The sequence below is a fragment of the Streptomyces sp. Act143 genome (assembly GCF_003143935.1).
In the GTDB taxonomy this organism is placed as follows: domain Bacteria; phylum Actinomycetota; class Actinomycetes; order Streptomycetales; family Streptomycetaceae; genus Streptomyces.
The window spans coordinates 8,150,481-8,169,373 of record NZ_QFRX01000001.1; the positions used below are offsets into that span (position 1 = coordinate 8,150,481).

General features: G+C 70.1%; 16 protein-coding genes. All 16 read left to right on the top strand.

What is annotated here, in order from left to right:
- Positions 1–8 precede the first annotated feature (8 nt).
- Positions 9–944, top strand: a complete 936-nt coding sequence (locus DI272_RS37235; RefSeq protein ID WP_109499580.1) for a carbohydrate ABC transporter permease — start codon at positions 9–11, stop codon at positions 942–944.
- A 23-nt stretch (positions 945–967) separates the two neighbouring features.
- Positions 968–1,834, top strand: coding sequence for a carbohydrate ABC transporter permease (locus DI272_RS37240; protein ID WP_258314929.1), 867 nt, complete (start codon positions 968–970; stop codon positions 1,832–1,834).
- On the top strand, positions 1,834–3,117 hold the full coding sequence (locus DI272_RS37245) for a polysaccharide lyase family 1 protein (RefSeq protein WP_109499582.1): 1,284 nt from the start codon (positions 1,834–1,836) through the stop codon (positions 3,115–3,117). The genes DI272_RS37240 and DI272_RS37245 overlap by 1 nt, the downstream gene beginning before the upstream one ends.
- A complete protein-coding gene (locus DI272_RS37250) occupies positions 3,114–4,253 on the top strand; it encodes a Gfo/Idh/MocA family protein (protein WP_109499583.1) in 1,140 nt (379 codons plus the stop codon). Before DI272_RS37245 ends, DI272_RS37250 begins: the two co-directional genes overlap by 4 nt.
- On the top strand, positions 4,253–5,098 hold the full coding sequence (locus DI272_RS37255; RefSeq protein ID WP_109499584.1) for a PmoA family protein: 846 nt from the start codon (positions 4,253–4,255) through the stop codon (positions 5,096–5,098). Before DI272_RS37250 ends, DI272_RS37255 begins: the two co-directional genes overlap by 1 nt.
- Positions 5,095–6,597 carry a glycoside hydrolase 43 family protein gene (locus DI272_RS37260; RefSeq protein ID WP_109499585.1) on the top strand — a complete coding sequence of 501 codons (1,503 nt, stop codon included), beginning with the start codon at positions 5,095–5,097 and terminating at the stop codon, positions 6,595–6,597. The genes DI272_RS37255 and DI272_RS37260 overlap by 4 nt, the downstream gene beginning before the upstream one ends.
- Before the next feature lie 33 nt (positions 6,598–6,630).
- Complete coding sequence (locus DI272_RS37265; protein WP_109499586.1) at positions 6,631–8,625, top strand: pectinesterase family protein; 1,995 nt, start codon at positions 6,631–6,633, stop codon at positions 8,623–8,625.
- Between the two features lie 48 nt (positions 8,626–8,673).
- On the top strand, positions 8,674–10,017 hold the full coding sequence (locus tag DI272_RS37270; protein WP_109499587.1) for a sugar ABC transporter substrate-binding protein: 1,344 nt from the start codon (positions 8,674–8,676) through the stop codon (positions 10,015–10,017).
- A gap of 92 nt (positions 10,018–10,109) precedes the next feature.
- On the top strand, positions 10,110–10,904 hold the full coding sequence (locus tag DI272_RS37275; RefSeq protein ID WP_109499588.1) for a rhamnogalacturonan acetylesterase: 795 nt from the start codon (positions 10,110–10,112) through the stop codon (positions 10,902–10,904).
- A 34-nt stretch (positions 10,905–10,938) separates the two neighbouring features.
- Positions 10,939–12,267, top strand: coding sequence for a polysaccharide lyase family 1 protein (locus DI272_RS37280; protein ID WP_109499589.1), 1,329 nt, complete (start codon positions 10,939–10,941; stop codon positions 12,265–12,267).
- 125 nt (positions 12,268–12,392) lie between these two features.
- Positions 12,393–13,523, top strand: a complete 1,131-nt coding sequence (locus DI272_RS37285; RefSeq protein ID WP_109499590.1) for a pectinesterase family protein — start codon at positions 12,393–12,395, stop codon at positions 13,521–13,523.
- Positions 13,523–14,548 (top strand): pectinesterase family protein, encoded by a 1,026-nt coding sequence (locus DI272_RS37290; protein WP_109499591.1) that lies wholly within the window; start codon positions 13,523–13,525, stop codon positions 14,546–14,548. The genes DI272_RS37285 and DI272_RS37290 overlap by 1 nt, the downstream gene beginning before the upstream one ends.
- Positions 14,541–15,785 (top strand): polysaccharide lyase family 1 protein, encoded by a 1,245-nt coding sequence (locus tag DI272_RS37295; protein WP_109499592.1) that lies wholly within the window; start codon positions 14,541–14,543, stop codon positions 15,783–15,785. Before DI272_RS37290 ends, DI272_RS37295 begins: the two co-directional genes overlap by 8 nt.
- The gene (locus DI272_RS37300) at positions 15,772–16,821 is read left to right on the top strand and encodes a dienelactone hydrolase family protein (protein ID WP_109499593.1); all 1,050 of its coding nucleotides are present in this window, start codon (positions 15,772–15,774) and stop codon (positions 16,819–16,821) included. The genes DI272_RS37295 and DI272_RS37300 overlap by 14 nt, the downstream gene beginning before the upstream one ends.
- Positions 16,822–16,867: 46 nt before the next feature.
- On the top strand, positions 16,868–17,980 hold the full coding sequence (locus DI272_RS37305; RefSeq protein WP_109499594.1) for a chondroitinase-B domain-containing protein: 1,113 nt from the start codon (positions 16,868–16,870) through the stop codon (positions 17,978–17,980).
- 108 nt (positions 17,981–18,088) lie between these two features.
- Entirely contained in the window at positions 18,089–18,886 is a 798-nt protein-coding gene (locus DI272_RS37310; protein ID WP_109499595.1) for an HAD family acid phosphatase, read from the top strand.
- Positions 18,887–18,893 lie beyond the last annotated feature (7 nt).

The following is an 18,893-nucleotide window of genomic DNA, read 5'->3' on the forward strand; positions in this document are numbered from 1 at the left end:
GAACAGTCATGGCCCAAGCCGCAGCCGTGGCGAAACCGCCCGCGCCACCCCGGCGGCGCCGTGCCTCCGCCACCCCGCGCAGGCTCCCGTACCTGCTGATCGCACCGGCCGCCCTGCTCATGCTGGGCTTCATCGCCTACCCCGTGATCAGCGTCTTCTACTACAGCCTGCAGAACTACAACCCGACCAAGCCGTGGCGCAACGGCTACGCGGGCTTCGACAACTTCACGAAGATCTTCACCGACGACCCGGCCTTCTGGGACACGCTGACCTTCAGCGCCAAGTGGGTCTTCGTCGAGGTCGGTCTCCAGCTGCTGTTCGGTCTCGCGCTGGCGCTCATCGTCAACCAGACCTTCGTGGGCCGGGCGCTGGGACGCGCGATGGTCTTCTCCCCGTGGGCCGTCTCCGGCGTGCTGACCTCCGCGATCTGGGTGCTGCTCTACAACTCCCAGACGGGCATCACCCGTTACCTCGCGGACCTGGGCATCGGCTCCTACGGCACCAGCTGGCTGTCGGACACCTCCACGGTGTTCCCGGCGGCGATCGTCGCCGACCTGTGGCGCGGCGTCCCCTTCTTCGCGATCCTCATCCTGGCCGACCTCCAGTCCGTCTCGAAGGACCTGTACGAGGCCGCCGAGGTCGACGGGGCCGGCCGCCTCAAGCAGTTCTGGCACATCACGCTGCCGCACCTGAAGGACGCGATCGTGCTGTCCACGCTGCTGCGCGCGGTCTGGGAGTTCAACAACGTCGACCTCCTCTACACCCTCACCGGCGGCGGACCCGCCGGCGAGACCACGACCCTCCCGCTCTACATCGCCAACACCAGCGTCGACGCGCACAACTTCGGCTACGCGTCCGCCCTGACCACGGTGGCGTTCGTGATTCTTCTCTTCTGCTCGATGGTCTATCTGCGCCTGAGCAAGTTCGGAGGCGAGGACAAGTGAGCATCAAGGAAGCCGCCCCGGTCGTGTCCGAGGCCCGCAAGTCCCCGCCGCCGCCCCGCCCCAAGGCCAGGGAGCGCGCCTGGGACGACGTGCCCCGCTGGCAGATCTACCTCCCGCTCTCGATCTACCTGATCTTCACCCTGATCCCGTTCTACTGGATCCTGCTCTTCGCGCTCCGCCCGACCGGCTCCACCTCGCTCGTCCCCTGGCCGATGACCTTCGACCACTTCCAGAAGGTCTGGACAGACCGTGAATTCGGCACCTACTTCCAGAACAGCGTCCTCGTCGGTGTCGCCACGCTGATCATGACGACCCTGGTCGCGCTGGCCGGCGGGTACGCCCTCGCCCGGTTCAACTTCAAGATCAAGCGGGCGTTCATGCTGGGCCTGCTGTGCTCGCAGTTCGTGCCGGGCGCGCTGCTGCTGGTGCCGCTGTTCGAGATCTTCGCCAAGCTCCAGATGATCAACTCGCTGGGCAGCGTGATCATCGCCGAGACCGTCTTCCAGCTGCCGCTGTCGATCATCCTGATCAGCAACTTCATCAAGAACGTGCCGCCTTCCCTGGAGGAGGCGGCCTGGGTGGACGGCTGCAACCGCTTCACCGCGTTCCGGATCGTCGTGCTGCCGCTGCTGCGACCGGGTCTGATCGCCGTCGGCTCCTTCGCCTTCGTGCACTCCTGGAACCACTTCCTGTTCGCCCTGATGTTCCTCAACAACCCGGAGAAGCAGACCATCCCGGTCGGCCTCAACACCCTGATGGGCGCGGACAGCGTCGACCTCGGCGCCCTCGCGGCGGGCGGCATCATCGCGGCCGTACCCGTGGTGCTCGTCTTCGCCTTCATCCAGAAGTGGCTGATCACGGGCTTCAGCGCGGGGGCGGTGAAGGGCTGATGAGGGTACGTCGGATCGCTGTCGTGGCAGGTGTGCTGGGGCTGCTCTGCGTCCCCGCGCACGCCGGGGCCCGGGACATCAGCCGCGACCCGCTCCCCGCGAACGACGGCTGGGCCGCCGAGGGAGCCGGCACCACCGGCGGTGCCGCCGCCGACGCCGGGCACGTCTTCGTCGTCACCGACCGTGCCGAGCTCGTGGCGGCCCTCGACGGTGGGAGCGCCACCCCGAAGATCATCAAGATCGCGGGGACCATCGACGCCAACACCGACGACGACGGCGACCACCTCGACTGCGACGACTACGCCACCGACGGCTACGACCTGCACCAGTACCTCGCCGCCTACGACCCCCGCACCTGGGGTTCCGCCAAGCCCAGTGGCCCGCAGGAGGAGGCCCGCCAGGCCTCCGCCGCCCGGCAGGCCGAGCGGATCACGCTGAACGTCGGCTCCAACACCACGATCGTCGGCCTGAAGGGGGCCGTCCTCAAGGGCGCCGGCCTCCAGGTCAAGAACGCCGCCAACGTGATCATCCGCAACCTCGACCTGCGGGACGCCTACGACTGCTTCCCCGTCTGGCAGCCCAACACCGGCGGCCTCGGCGACTGGAAGACGGCGTACGACAACATCTGGCTCACCGGCTCCCACCACGTCTGGGTCGACCACGTCACCCTCAGCGACAAGGGCCACCGGGACGAGCAGGAGCCCACCTGGTTCGGCCGGAACTACCTGCGCCACGACGGCCTGCTGGACATCACCAACGGCTCCGACCTGGTCACCGTCTCCTGGAGCCGGTTCGAGGGCCACGACAAGGCGATGCTCATCGGCAACAGCGACTCGGCGACCGGCGACCGCGGCAAGCTCCGGGTCACCCTGCACCACAACCAGTTCGAGTCGATCGTCCAGCGCGCCCCGCGCGTCCGCTACGGCCAGGTGCACGTCTACAACAACCGGTACGTCGTCCCCACCGACGACTACCGCTACTCCCTGGGCGTGTCGACCGAGTCCGGCATCCACGCCCAGAACAACGCCTTCACCACCCTCGGCCGGATCGAGGTCGCCGACCTGGTCAAGAGCTGGAACGGCACCGCCCTGCACGACGAGGGCACCCTCTTCAACGGCTTCCCCGTGGACCTGCTGCCCATCTACAACGCCTACAACTCCGGCAGCGAGCGCGACCTCACGGCCGACGTCGGCTGGACACCTACTCTGCACACAAAGATCGACAGCGCCGGAACGGCCGACCGAGAGGTGGCGCGCGGCGCGGGCGCAGGGAGGATCCCATGAGCACCGTAGACATCGTCCTGGCGGGCGCGCGCGGCCACGGCCGCTGGCACCTGGAGAACATCCGGCGCCTGCAGGACAAGGGGATCGTGCGGCTGGCGGGCATCTGCGAGCTGACCCCGCTGGAGGCCACGGAGATCCCGGAGGGGCTCGGCAGGCCCGAGCAGTCCGCCGACTTCGGCGCCCTGCTGGACTCCACCGGTGCCCGGATCGCGGTGATCTGCACGCCGATCCCGACCCACACGGACCTGGCCCTCGAAGCCGCCCGCCGGGGCGTGCACGTCCTGCTGGAGAAGCCGCCCGCTCCCTCGTACGCCGAGTTCCGGCGGATGGCAGACGGGGTCGCCGCGGCCGGGGTCGTCTGCCAGATCGGCTTCCAGTCGCTGGGCTCGCACGCCGTGCCCGCGATCCGGCAGCTGATCGCCGAGGGCGCGATCGGCGCCGTCGGCGGGATCGGCGGCGCCGGTGCCTGGGCCCGCCCGGAGTCCTACTACCGGCGAGCCCCCTGGGCCGGCAAGCGGCGCCTGAACGGCGTCGACGTCATCGACGGCGCGCTCACCAACCCCCTCGCGCACGCCGTCGCCACCGGTCTCGCCCTCAACGGCTCCACGCGCGCCGAGGACGTCACCGGCATCCGGACCGAGCTGCTGCGCGCCAACGCCATCGAGTCCGACGACACCTCGTGCGTCCGCGTGACCACGGCCCAGGGCCGCCCGGTCACCGTCGCGGCGACCCTGTGCGCCGAGCACCCGGACGAGCCGTACGTCCTGGTGCACGGCAGCCGCGGCCGGATCACGTTCTGGTACAAGCAGGACCGCGTCCTGCTCCAGCGTGCCGGCCACGGCCCCGAGGAGTACGAGTACGGCCGCACCGACCTGCTGGAGAACCTCGTCGACCACCTCACCGACGGCACCGGGCTGCTGGTCCCGCCGGACGCGACCGGCGCCTTCATGAAGGTCGTCGAGGCGATCCGCACGGCCCCCGACCCGGCCCCGCTGCCCGCGAGCGCCTGGCACCTGGTGGACGACCGCCGGGTGGTCCCCGGCGTCGACGGCCTGGTCGCGGCCTCCGCCGACACCCTCGCCCTCTTCTCCGAGCTGGGCGCCTCCTGGGCGCCACCACAAGAGGTGAGCACCTGATGACGACCAACGACACCCCGGTCCTGCGCGTCGCGGGCCGCCCGGTCGGCCGCTACGTCACCCGGCCCGAGCTGGCCCCCCGGCTCTCGCCGCGCCCCTACCTCCACCCGGTCACCACCCTGGCCGGCACGGCTGTCACCGAACTCAGCCCCGCCGACCACCTGCACCACCTCGGCGTCGGTGTCGCCGTTCCCGACGTCGAGGGGCACAACTTCTGGGGCGGGCGCACCTATGTCCGCGACCAGGGCCCCACCGAGCTCGACAACCACGGCGCCCAGCGGCACACCGGGTTCCAGCTGCGCGACCCCGACGGCTTCGTGGAGGAGCTGCGCTGGGTCGCCGCAGGCGGCGAGCTGCTGCGCGAGCGCCGGACGGTGGCGGCCACCGAACTCAGCGACACCGCCTGGGCGCTGGACTTCACGTTCTCGCTCACCAACGTCACCGCCGGCCCGCTGTCGATCGGCAGCCCGGCCACCAACGGCCGCCCGGGGGCGGCGTACGGCGGCTTCTTCTGGCGGGCCCGCAAGGAGGAGCGGACACCGGACGTCTTCACCGCCGACACCGCGGGCGAGCCCGAGGTGCACGGCCGGTGCGCCGACTGGCTCGCCCTCGCGGGCGCCGGCTGGACGCTGGTCTTCGCCGGGGCCACCGAACAGACCCGCCGCGACCCGTGGTTCGTGCGCACGGCCGAATATCCGGGCGTGGGCTCGTCGTTGGCGCACACCGAGCGGGTGCCGATCGCCGCGGGCGACACCCTGGTCCGCCGGGTCGTCACCGTCGTCGCCGACGGCCGCCTCGACCGCGACGCGGCCGCCGCGCTCGTCCGCAAGGCGGTGAGCCTGTGACCACGTACACGAACCCCGTGCTCGACGCCGACTGGTCCGACCCGGACGTGGTCCGCGTCGGCGACGACTTCTACCTCACCGCCTCCAGCTTCGGCCGCGCCCCCGGTCTGCCGCTGCTGCACTCCCGCGACCTCGTCAACTGGACCCTGGTCGGCCATGCCCTCGAACGCCTGGAACCGGCGGCCGAGTTCAGGACCCCGCGGCACGACTGCGGCGTCTGGGCGCCGTCCCTGCGGTACCACGACGAACGCTTCTGGATCTTCTGGGGCGACCCCGACCAGGGCATCTTCCAGATCAATGCCCAGCAGATCAGGGGCCCTTGGAGCCGCCCGCACCTCCTGAAGGCGGGCAAGGGCCTGATCGACGCCTGTCCCCTGTGGGACGAGGAGACCGGCGAGGCCTACCTCGTGCACGGCTGGGCGAAGTCCCGCTCCGGCGTCAAGAACCGCCTCACCGGCCACCGCATGCGTCCCGACGGCACCGAACTCCTCGACGAGGGCAAGGTGATCGTCGACGGCGACCGGATACCCGGCTGGTTCACCCTGGAGGGCCCCAAGCTCTACCGGCACGACGGCTGGTTCTGGATCCTCGCCCCGGCAGGGGGAGTGGAGACCGGCTGGCAGGGCGCCTTCCGCTCGCGCGGGTTCTTCGGGCCGTACGAGGAGCGGATCGTCCTGGAGCAGAAGGACACCGACGTCAACGGCCCCCACCAGGGCGGCTGGGTGCGCACCCCGTCCGGTGAGGACTGGTTCCTGCACTTCCAGCAGCGCGGCGCCTACGGCAGGGTCGTCCACCTCCAGCCGATGCGCTGGGGGACCGACGGCTGGCCGGTCCTCGGCCGCGACGGCGCACCCGTCGCCGTGCACCGCAGGCCCGACCTGCCGCCGCAGCCGCCCGCCGCGCCCGCCACCGACGACGACTTCCCCGGCGGACGCTTCGGCCGCCAGTGGAGCTGGACCGCCAACCCGCAGGACGGCTGGGCCACCCAGCACTCCGGCGACGGCCTCCGTCTGACCTGTGTCCGCTCGGCCGACGCGCACGACCTGCGCCGACTGCCGAACGTCCTCACCCAGCGGCTGCCGGGCACGCCGTGCGCCGTCGAGGTCGAAGTCCGCCTCGACAGCGAGGAACCGGGCGCCCGGGCCGGGCTGGCGGTGCTCGGGGACGCGTTCGGCTGGATCGGGCTGGAGCGCGCCGCCGACGGCACGGTTCACGTCGTGCACCGGTTCGCGGAGGGGGTCGCGGAGCGGGAGCGCGACGCCGACCGTCCGCGGCTCGCCCCCGAGGGACGGGTACGGCTGCGGATCGAGATCGGCGCGGGGGCGCGCTGCCGGTTCCACTACGACGTCGGCGACGGCCCGCACCCCTCGGGTCCCGTCTTCGCCGCCACCCCCTGGCGCTGGGTGGGCGCCCTGCTCGGCCTCGTCGCCCTCGCCCCCACCGGAAACGGGCACGCCGGCGCGGCAACCTTCACGCGGTTCAGGATCACTTCTCTGTAACTCACCTCGTACGTAAGCCTTTTGGGAGCCGCAATGACGCAACTCCAGGGCAAGCGCTTGCCGAGACCGGGAGCCGGTCGGGGCAGGGTGCTGGCCGCCGTGCTCGGCCTCGTGGCCGCGCTGGGACTCGGGGCGGTGGGGCAGGCCGGGGCCGCCGCCCCGGCTCCCGACACGGCGGCCCCGGCCGCCTCCCGGTGGACCGACCGGCCGCACGGGTTCGCCTCGCTCGCCGGCGGCACCACCGGCGGGGCGGGCGGCAAGGTCGTGACGGTCACCGACCAGGCCTCGCTCGCCCGCTACGCGGCGGCCGAGGAGCCGTACGTCATCCGGGTGTCGGGGTCGATAGCCGTCGAGCCCTTCGGCTCGGACATCGTCGTGGCCTCGGACAAGACGGTCATCGGCGTCGGCGACACCGGTGAGATCGTCCACGGCGAACTGCACCTCAACCCCGGCACCAGCAACGTCATCATCCGCAACCTGACCATTCGCGACAGCTATGTCGAGGGCGACTGGGACGGCAAGACCACCGACTTCGACGCGATCCAGATGGACACCGCCGACCACGTCTGGATCGACCACAACCGCTTCACGCACATGGGCGACGGGCTGCTCGACATCCGCAAGGACAGCCGGTACATCACCGTCTCCTACAACCAGTTCGCCGATCACAACAAGGCGTTCGGGATCGGCTGGACCACCAATGTCCTGACCGAGATGACGATCGACCACAACTGGTTCCGCGGCACCAAACAGCGCAACCCCTCGGCGGACAACCTCGCCTACGCCCACCTCTACAACAACTACCTGTCCGCGCAGGTCGAGGACGGCGACCCGGTGTGGACGTACGGGAACTGGGCGCGCGGCAAGACCAGGATGGTCATCGAGAACAGCTACTACGACGGGGTCCAGCACCCCTACCAGGCGGACGCCACGGCCGAGCTGGTGCAGCGCGGTTCGATCCTGCGGGACACCACCGGACGGACGGACGCCTGGGGTACGGCCTTCGACCCGCGGGACTTCTACGACTACCGCCTCGACCCCGCCGCCGCCGTGCCGGCGCTCGTGCCGCTGTTCTCCGGCCCGCAGCAGCAGATCGGGGTCACGCTCCACGTCCCGGCCGACTACCCGACCGTGCAGGCGGCCGTGGACGCCGTTCCCGACGGCAACGCCGTGCCCGTCACCGTCGCGATCGCGCCCGGCACCTACCGGGCCAAGGTGTACATCCCGGCGACCAAGCCGAACGTGGTGCTGCAGGGGACTGGACAAGATCGTGCCGACACCGTCATCGTCTACGACACGCCCGCCGCGTACGGCGGTTCGACCGGCAGCGCCACCGTGCGGATCGCCGCGAACGACGTCACGGCACGGCACCTGACGTTCAGCAACGACTTCGACGAGGCCGCGGTCGAGCTGAACGGCGAGCAGGCCCTCGCGATGAAGACGACCGGTGACCGGATCGTCTTCGAGGACACCGCCTTCCTGGGCAACCAGGACACCCTGATGACCGACAGCCCCAAGCTGACCACCGTCAGCCGGGTCTATGTCCGCGACTCCTTCATCGAGGGCGACGTCGACTTCGTCTACGGGCGGGCGACAACCGTGATCGACCGGTCGGTGATCCGGCTGCTGAGCCGGGGCTCGGCCACCAACAACGGCTATCTGACGGCCGCGTCGACCTGGACCGGGAACCCCTACGGCTTCCTGATCACCCGGTCGAAGGTCGTGAGCGACGCGCCGGACCAGTCCTTCCACCTGGGCCGGCCGTGGCACCCGGGCGGTGAACCCGAGGCCGTCGCCCAGGTGTTGATCCGCGACACCGAACTGCCCGCGGCGGTCAAGGCCGCGCCGTGGACGGACATGAGCGGGTTCTCGTGGAAGGACGCGCGGTTCACCGAGTACCGCAACCACGGCCCCGGTTCCGAAGTCACCGCGGACCGGCCGCAGATGAGCGACGAGGACGCCCGCGCCCACACCGTCGCCGACTACCTCCGGGGCGGCGACGGCTGGGCGCCGTACGCCCGGCACTGACCCCCACAACTTCATATTCAGTTGGATCCAGAAGAAGAGAGCCGACCCATGAAGAACACCATCCGCAGAAGCAGGCGCGCCGCCGTGGCCGTCGCCCTGGGCTCCGTCCTCGCCCTGACCGCCACCGCCTGCGGTGACGACGGCAGCGGCACCGGGGGCGACAACGGCGACGAGGGCAGCGGCAAGGGCAAGATCGTCTTCTGGGACAACAACGGCGGTGTCCGCACCGACGCCTGGAAGGCGATCATCGCCGACTTCGAGAAGGCCAACCCGGACATCGACGTCGAGTACGTCGGCATCCCCTCCGCGGACTACCAGTCCAAGGTGGAGACCGCCATCCAGGGCGGCGGCCTGCCGGACGTCGGCGGTGTCGGCGCGGCGATGATCGCCAGCTTCTCCGCCCAGAAGGTGCTGGAGCCGGTCGACGACCGTCTCGCCAAGTCCTCCCTCAACGGCAAGCTCAACGAGGACATGGTCACCTCGATGAAGGCGGCCGGTGGCGGTGACGGCACCCTGTACTCGGTGCCGACCTCCGCGAACAACGGCGTGCTGTACTACCGCACCGACCTGTTCGAGAAGGCGGGCCTGGACGAGCCGACCACCTGGGACAAGTTCTACGAGGCCGCGAACAAGCTGACCGACGCCAAGAAGAACGAGTTCGGCTACACCATCCGCGGTGGCGCCGGCTCCATCGCCCAGGCGCTGGACGCGATGTACGGGCAGAGCGGCATCACGTCCTTCTGGAACGGTGACAAGACCACCGTCAACGACCCGAAGAACGTGGCGGCGCTGGAGAAGTACGCCGCGCTCTACAAGAAGGACACCCCGTCCGCCGACCTCAACAACGACTTCACCAAGATGGTCGCCCAGTGGGATTCCGGCACGATCGGAATGCTCAACCACAACCTGGGCTCCTACCAGGACCACGTGAAGGCGCTCGGCGTCGAGAAGTTCCGTGGCATTCCGCAGCCGGTCGGCGCGTCCGGAAAGCGGGTCCAGGTCTCCAACCCGGTCGACGGCGTCGGCCTGTTCAAGAGCTCCAAGAACAAGGAAGCCGCCTGGAAGTTCATCGAGTTCGCGGTCTCCCACGCGGAGAACTCCAAGTTCAACGAGTCCGCGGGCCAGGTGCCGGCCAACAACGAGGCCGCCAAGGACGCGTGGATCTCCAAGGCCGAGCCGACGAAGCTGGCCGCTGCCGCGCTGACCGACGGTTCCACGACCATTGTCCAGCTGCCGTACTACCTGCCTGACTGGGGCACCATCTCGAAGGCCGACAACGAGCCGAACTTCCAGAAGGTGCTGCTCGGGAAGATGAGCGCGAAGGACTTCCTGGACACGCTGGCCGATCAGCTGAACGACGCCCAGGCGGAGTGGAATTCGCAGAAGGGCTGAGGGTTCGGGGTGGTTTCGGTTCGTGGGGAGCTGCGGGTTCGCCGTGGCTGGTCGCGCAGTTCCCCGCGCCCCTAGGGCAAGAAGGGCATCGCATGTCAATATCGCGCCGTCAGGTCACGGCAGCGGCCCTCGCCGCCGTTCCTGCCGCTTTCGCGGCCACCGGTACCGCGCAGGCCGCCTCCCGTCATCGCACTCTCTACATCGCCGGTGATTCCACCGCCGCCCAGAAATACGCCGACGCCGCTCCCGAGACCGGGTGGGGCATGGCACTTCCCTTCTTTCTGCACAAGGACCGGCCCGTCGCCAACCACGCGGTGAACGGGCGGAGTTCGAAGAGTTTCCTCGACGAGGGCCGACTCGATGTGATCCTCGCGGCCATCCGGCCCGGGGACTTCCTCCTCGTCCAGTTCGGCCACAACGACGAGAAGTCCGCCGACCCGACCCGCTACACCGAGCCCTGGACGACGTACCAGGACTGTCTGCGGCTGTACCTCGACGGCGCCCGCGCCCGTGGTGCCCGGCCCGTGCTCGCCACCTCCGTGGAGCGCCGGAAGTTCGACGCGGACGGCAACGCCGTGCCGACCCACGGCGACTACCCGGCGGCGATGCGTGCGCTGGCCGAGGAGGAGGGCGTGGCACTGCTCGACATCCAGGCGCTGTCCCTCGCCCTGTGGCAGCGGCTCGGGCCCGAGGAGACCAAGACGTACTTCAACTGGACCGCGACCGAGCAGGACAACACGCACTTCAATCCGCCGGGTGCGATCGCCGTGGCGCGGCTCGTCGCGCAGGAGCTGCTGCGGACGCGGGTGCTGCGCCCGCAGGACGTGTGCCGGATCGACGACGAGATCCCCACGTCCTGGATCACCTGGCCGGAAGCGACCGCGTAACCCCACCCCCCGTACCGGAAGAGAGAGCCGCACAATGAACGCACAGAAATGGCATGGGCATGCCACAGCAATGGCACGTGCCGCCGCCGCCGTGGTGGGCTGCACCGCGCTCGTGCTCGCCGTCACCGGCCCCAGCGCACAGGCACAGGGCCGTGACCTCGCCCGGCAGACACTGCCGGCCAACGACGGGTGGGCGTCCTACGGCACCGGGACCACCGGCGGCGCCGAGGCCGACGCCGAGCACGTCTACACCGTCTCCACCTGGGCCGAGTTCAAGGCCGCCCTCGCCGCCGGCGGCGACGCACCGAAGATCATCAAGGTCAAGGGGACCATCGACGCCGTCTCCGAGGGCTGTGACGCCTTCGCCGCCGACGGATACGACTTCGACGCCTACCTCGCCGCCTACTCACCGGAGGCCTGGGGCTACGACACCGACCTGAGCGCCGAACCCGACGGCAGCCCCGAGGGTCTGCGCCGCGCCTCCGCCGCCGCCCAGGACCAGGCCATCAAGGCGAACATCCCCTCCAACACCACGATCATCGGCGTCGGCAGGAACGCCGCGATCAAGGGCGCCAGCCTCCAGATCAAGGCCGTCGACAACGTCATCGTCCGCAACATCGCCTTCGAGAGCCCGATCGACTGCTTCCCGCAGTGGGACCCGACCGACGGTGACCACGGCAACTGGAACTCCGAGTACGACACCGCCGTCGTCTACGGCTCCACCCACGTGTGGATCGACCACAACACCTTCACCGACGGCGCCCACCCCGACAGCGCCGCACCGACCTACTTCGGCATGCTCTACCAGCAGCACGACGGCGAGCTCGACATCGTCAAGGGCGCCGACTACGTCACCGCCTCCTGGAACGTCTTCACCGAGCACGACAAGACGATCCTCATCGGCAACAGCGACAGCGCCGCCACCACGGCGGTCGACCGGGGGCACCTGAAGGTCACCTTCCACCACAACCTGTTCTCGAACCTCGTCGAGCGCGCCCCCCGCGTCCGCTTCGGCCAGGTCGACTCCTACAACAACCACTTCGTGGCGAACGACGACTACGCCTACAGCTTCGGCATCGGCAAGGAGTCCCAACTGGTCGCCGAGCACAACGCGTTCACACTCCCGGAGGGGATCAGCGCGGCCAAGGTGCTCAAGCGCTGGAACGTGTCGCCGCTGACCGCCGCCGACAACACCGTGAACGGCGAGGTCACCGACCTGATCGCCGTCCACAACGCCGAGATCCCGGCGGAGACCCTGGAGTCCGGCGCCGGCTGGACGCCCACCCTGCGCACCAAGGTCGACCCGGTCCAGGCGGTCCCGGCGATCGTCGACCACCGCGCGGGCGCCGGCAAGGTCTGCTGACCCCCCGCCACCGACCGGCCGGGGCGGACCGCATCGTGCTCACGACCCGCAGCGCGCCCGCCCCGGCCCCCACCCCCCACGGCGAGGAAAACCCCGCACGTCCACGGCACCCAAGGAGCACCCGCATGCCCTCGCCCCACCTCGAACTCCCCCTGACCAGAAGGGGATTCCTCATCGCGAGCGCCGGAGCGGCCGCCGCGCTGAGCCTCACCGGCACCCCCGCCCAGGCCCGTCCCCGCTCGCCCTTCGGCCGCTTCGGCTCGCCCACCGCACGCCGCACCGCGACCACCCTGTACGTCGACACCCAGGGCCGCGGCGACTTCACCACCGTCCAGGCCGCCGTCGACGCCACCACCGGCAGCGGCTGGACGCTCGTCATCGCGCCGGGCACCTACCGGGAGACCGTCAGCCTCGACGCCACCCGCACGGAAGCGACCTGGATCGGCGCCTCGGAGGACCCACGGGACGTCGTCATCGTCCACGACAACGCGGCCGGCACCCCCAAGCCCGACGGCTCCGGCACCTACGGCACCACCGGCTCGGCCACCACCACCCTCAGGGCCGACGGCTTCACCGCCCGCTGGATCACCTTCGCCAACGACTGGCTGCGCGCCGACCACCCCGGCATCAGCGGCACCCAGGCCGTCGCCCTCAAGGTCATGGGCGACCGCTCCGCCTTCCACCACTGCCACTTCCTCGGCCACCAGGACACCCTGTACGCCGACTCCCTCGCCCTGACCGTCTTCGCCCGCCAGTACTTCTCCCACTGCTACGCCGAGGGCGACGTCGACTTCGTCTTCGGCCGGGCCACCGCGGTCTACGAACACTGCCACTTCCGCACCCTGGACCGCACCGACCTGGCCGCCGCCCCGTACGGCTTCGTCTTCGCGCCCTCGACCGCCGGCGCCAACCCGCGCGGCTACCTGGTGACGCGCAGCCGCATCAGCAGCGCGGCCCCGGACGCCTCCTACAAGCTGGCCCGCCCCTGGGTGCCCAGCTCCGACCCCACCGCCCGGCCCGGCCTCATCGTCCGGGACACCCACCTCGGCGCCGGCCTCGACGCGGTCGCGCCCTACACGAACATGTCCAACTCCTATCCCTGGCAGAACCAGCGCTTCGCCGAGTACCGCAACTCCGGCCCCGGCGCCGAGATCACCGTCCCCGAGAACCGCCCCCAACTCAGCGACGAACAGGCCGAGTCGGCGACCCGGGACGCCTTTCTCGGTGACTGGAAGCCATGGCAGGAGGAGTGCTGATGCGCCGACGCACCCTGCTGACGGGCCTGACGGCGGGCCTCGTGGCCGCCGGCTCCACGAACGCCCACGCAAGCAGCCGCCGTGTCCTGCACGTCCGTCCCGGCGACTCCGTGCAGGCCGCCGTGGACGCGGTGGACGGCCCCGGCTGGACGATCGTCGTGCACCCGGGGACGTACCGCGAGGTCGTCGACGTCCCGGCCGACAAGCCAGAGCTGACCCTCCGCGGCGCCTCCCGCGACCCGCGCGACGCCGTCATCGTCCACGACAACGCCAACGGCACCCAGAAACCCGACGGTTCGGGCACCTACGGCACCGCGGGCTCGGCCACCTTCACCTCCGCCGCCCCGGGCCTGACGGTCCGCGACCTCACCCTCGCCAACGACTGGCTGCGCGCCGACCACCCCGACATCACCGGCACCCAGGCGGTGGCGGCCTGCACGTACGGCGACCGCACCCACTTCGAGAACGTCCGGCTCCTCGCCCACCAGGACACCCTCTTCGTGGAGACGACCGCCCTCACCTCCTTCGACCGGCAGTACTTCCACCGCTGCTACATCGAAGGGGACGTCGACTTCGTCTTCGGCCGGGCCACCGCCGTCTTCGAGGACTGCCACTTCCACACCCTGCAACGGGACGTCACCTTCACCCCGAAGGGCATGGTCTTCGCCCCCTCCACCGCCCGCGCCAACCCGTACGGCATCCTCGCCGTCCGCTCCCGCATCACCTCCGGCGCCGAGGACGCGGCGTACAAGCTGGCACGGCCCTGGGTCCCGTCGTACGAGACGACCGCCTGGCCCTCTCTCGTGGTCCGCGACACCCGCATCGGACCCGGCATCGACCCCGTCACCCCCTACACCAACATGCGCGAGCAGTACCCGTGGCAGACCATGCGCTTCCGGGAGTACCGCAACTCCGGCCCGGGCGCGGAGATCACGGTCCCGGAGAACCGGCCGCAACTGACGCCCGAAGAGGCCGAGTTGCACACCAAGGCGGCCTACCTCGGCGACTGGCGTCCCCGTGCGTAGGGCGGCCGCGGCTCTGCTGGCCGCCGCGTGCGTGCTGCTCGGGGCGCCCTCGGGGGCCGCCGCCACCGAGCAGCGCACCCCCGTCGGCTGGGGTGCCGGCACCACCGGCGGCGCGGGCGGCACCACCTGGACCGTGCACACCCGCGCCGAGCTCAAGGAGGCCCTCGCGGCCACCGGCCCGAAGACGATCCGGGTCGTCGGCACCGTCAACGGCCATGAGGGGGACGACGGTTCCCTGCTCGACGAGCAGGACTACGCCCCCGGCTACGACCTCACCAAGTACATGTCCTGCTTCGGCGAGGACGGCACCGCCTGGTCCGACACCCGATTCGACTACTGCAAGCAGCAACGGCAGTTGCGGCAGACCGGCTCCACCAGGGAGAAGGCCCAGATCCAGCTGACCGTGCCGAGCGACACCACGCTCGTCGGCGTCGGACGCGACGCGCAACTCCTGGGCGTCTTCCTCACCGTCAACACGGGCACGAACATCATCGTCCGCAACCTGCGACTCGAAGCCCCGGTCGACCACTTCACCAGCTGGTCGCCGGACGACGGCACCCAGGGCAACTGGAACGCCCGCTTCGACGCGATGACCGTCATCACCGGCAAGCACATCTGGGTCGACCACTGCACCTTCACCGACGGCCGCTTCCCGGACGCCGAGGCCCCCGTCGGCTTCCACGGCGAGCACGTCCAACGGCACGACGGACTGCTCGACATCGAGGACGGCTCCGACTTCATCACGGTCTCCGACAGCCGTTTCGAGGACCACGACAAGGCGCTCCTCATCGGCTCCGGCGACGGCCGCGGCGACCGCGACCGCGGGCACCTCAAGGTGACCTTCGCCCGGAACCTCTTCACCGACATCGTGCAGCGCGGCCCCCGCGTGCGCTTCGGACAGGTGCACGTCGTGAACAACGTGTACGTGGCCCGGAGCCGCACCCCGCTCTACGCCCTCGGCGTGGGCGTGGAGTCCGCGATCTACTCCGAGCGCAACGTCTTCCGGTACGACGCGGCCCTCGCCGCCTACGGAGGAGCGCACTTCCACGACACCGGGTCCTGGATCGACGGCCGCCCCGCCGGTCTGGACGCGGTGGCGGCGGGCCTCGGCCTGACGGACGACGTGGGCTGGGACCCGGCGGACGCGTACGCGTACCGGGCGCTGAAGTCCGCCGCCGCGGTGGAGCGCCACGTCCTCGCCCACGCCGGCGCGGGGAGGCCGTATGGCCACCCCTGACAGCCTCTACGAGGACCTGAAGAAGGACCTCGGCTTCCCCCTGGCCTGGGGCACCTCACCGCTCCGGGACTTCCGGGACTGGCGGCGGGCGGCCCGTGCGAAGGTCGAGGAGCACCTCCTCGTGGAACGGCAGGACGAGACGCCGTACGCACCCGAGTACAGCGACCGCGCCCGGACCGACGCCTACACCCAGGAGGTGGTCACCCTCTCCCTCACCCGCCACCAACGCGTCCGCGGCACCCTGCTCACCCCGCACGGCCCCGGCCCCCACCGCGCGGTGCTCCTCCTCCACGACCACGGCGCCCGGTTCGACATCGGCAAGGAGAAACTCGTCCGGCCCTGGTACGACGACACGCGCCTCGCCGCCGCGCGGGCCTGGGCCGACACGTACTTCAGCGGACGCTTCGTGGGCGACGAACTCGCCCGGCGCGGCTACCTCGTGCTGTGCCTGGACGCGCCGGGCTGGGGCGACCGCGGCCCCATCGCCTACGAGGACCAGCAGGCCCTCGCGTCCAGCTTCTACAACCTCGGCTCCTCCCTCGCCGGACTCATGGCCCGTGAGGACGCCCGCGCCGCCGGCTTCCTGGCGAGCCTCAACCGCGGGCGCGGCGTGGCGGCCGTCGGCTTCTCCATGGGCGCCTACCGCGCCTGGCAGACGGCCGCGCTCACCGACGCCGTCTCCGCGACGGCCGCCGTCTGCTGGATGACCGGCCTGAAGGAGATGATGGTGCCCGGCAACAACACGCTGCGCGGGCAGTCGTCGTACTACATGCTCCACCCCGGGCTGCCCCGGTTCCTCGACTTCCCCGACGTGGCGAGCATCGCCGCACCCAGGCCGATGCTGTTCTTCAACGGCGGGCTCGACCCGCTGTTCCCCGCCGACGGCGTCCAGGTCGCGTACGACAAACTGCGCGCCGTCTGGCACTCCCGCCACGCCGAGGAGCGGTTGCACCTCAAGACCTGGCCCGGCCTCGGCCATGTCTTCGTCGACCGCATGCAGGACGAGGTCTTCGACTGGCTCGACCACGTCCTCTGATCCTCACCGCCCCCATCCCCGCAGTACGAGAAAGGACCCGCACTCCATGTCTCGTCGTACCGCTCTCGCCGCGACGGCCGCCCTCGCCCTCGGCGCCGGTCTCGCCGTCCTGCCCACCCAGGCCCAGGCGGCCACCGTGGTCGTCGCCAACTCGACCGACCTGTCCAACGCCATCAAGAACGCCACCGCCGGCACCGTCATCCAGGTCCGCGGCGGCACCTACTACCCGACGGCGACCCTCCAGTCCACCGCCAACGGCACCTCCTCCGCGCCGGTCACGCTCACCGCGTACGGCTCGGAGACCGTGAAGATCGACGGCTCCTCCCTGCCCGACGGCGACTGGATCTTCAAGCTCACCGCCGACTACTGGAACGTCTCCAACATCACCTTCCAGAACTCCCCGGACAGCGCGGTCGTCTGCCAGTCCTGCACCGGCACGGTCTGGAACAACATCAAGACCATCAACGGCGGCGACTCCGGCTTCACGCTCACCGGCGACGGCACGGTGAACAACACCGTCAGGAACATCGACTCCTACGGCAACTACGACGCCGCCAACCACGGCGAGAACGCCGACGGCGTCGCCGTGAAGTTCGGCTCCGGCACCGGCAACCTGATCACCGGGGCCCGCCTCTACAACAACAGCGACGACGGCATCGACTTCTGGTCCTTCTCCTCGCCCGTCACCATCGAGCACACCTGGTCCTTCGGCAACGGCGTCAACCGCTGGTCCGACTCGGCGTTCGCGGGCGACGGCAACGGCTACAAGCTGGGCGGCGACGGCGAGGTCGTCGCGCACGTCGTCAACAACTCCGCCGCCTGGGGCAACGCCGGCAACGGGTTCACCGAGAACTCCAACACCGGTGCGATCGTCATCAACCGCACCACCGCCTACGCCAACAGCAAGTGGGGCTACTACTTCGCCACCAGCTCCGCCAAGCTCGGCAAGAACCTCGCGGTGAGCAACGGCAGCGGTCTGGTCAACAAGGGTTCGTCGGTCACCTCGGCCGGCAACAACTGGGACTCCGGCATCTCGACCCCGTCCTTCGTCTCCACGGACGCGTCGACCACGTACAACGCCCGCAGCTCCAGCGGCACCCTGCCGGCCACCACGTTCCTCACGACGGGCTCGACCACGATCGGCGCCACGATGAACTGAACGATCTTCCCGCGACCGGGGCGCTTGACCCGTTTTTTGCCCGTGCAGGAGGTATCGATCGGGCAACGGGTCTCGCGCCCGCCACGGTGACGCGCGTAGAACTCTGTCATGCATAAGCCATTGCGTATCGCGGCCGTCGCCGCCGCGTGTGCCGTCGCCGGCGCCGGTCTCTACGGGGCCGGTGCGGCCACCGCCGGGCAGTCGACGGCGAACAGCACCCACGAGCCCTACAACATCGGGCTCCTGGTCAAGGACATCGACACCTACTACGGCACCACGCTGGACGCCGGCGGCGTCTACCAGGCGTCGGCCGACAGCCAGTACGCCAAGGACCTCGCGGCCCTCGACAAGGCCGCCCGGAAGTACATCGACCAGGCGGCCCGCAAGGCCCACCACAAGGGCGAGAAGCCGGCCGTCGTCTTCGACATCGACGACACGCTGCTGCTCAGCCTCGACTACGAGAAGAAGACCAACTACACGTACAACTCGACCACCTGGGCCGAGTACGTGAACAAGGCCGACCGGCCGGGGGTCTTCGGCAGTGCCGAGCTGGTCCGGTACGCCGAGTCCAAGGGCGTCGAGGTCTTCTACAACTCCGGTCTCTCCGAGGCGCAGCGCAGCGCCGCCGTCGAGAACCTGAAGAAGATCGGCGCCGATGTGAACCTCGACGCCGCCCACATGTTCCTCAAGGACAAGGCGAACCCGCCGGCCTACCTGAGCGCCTGCGCCACGCCGGGCACCTGGACCTGCACGACCGTGCAGTACAAGGGCGGCACCCGCGAGCACATCGAGGACGACCTCGGTTACGAGATCATCGCCAACTTCGGCGACCAGTACTCGGACCTGGACGGCGGCTACGCCGACCGCACGTACAAGCTGCCGAACCCGACGTACTTCGTCAGCTAGCCGCCCG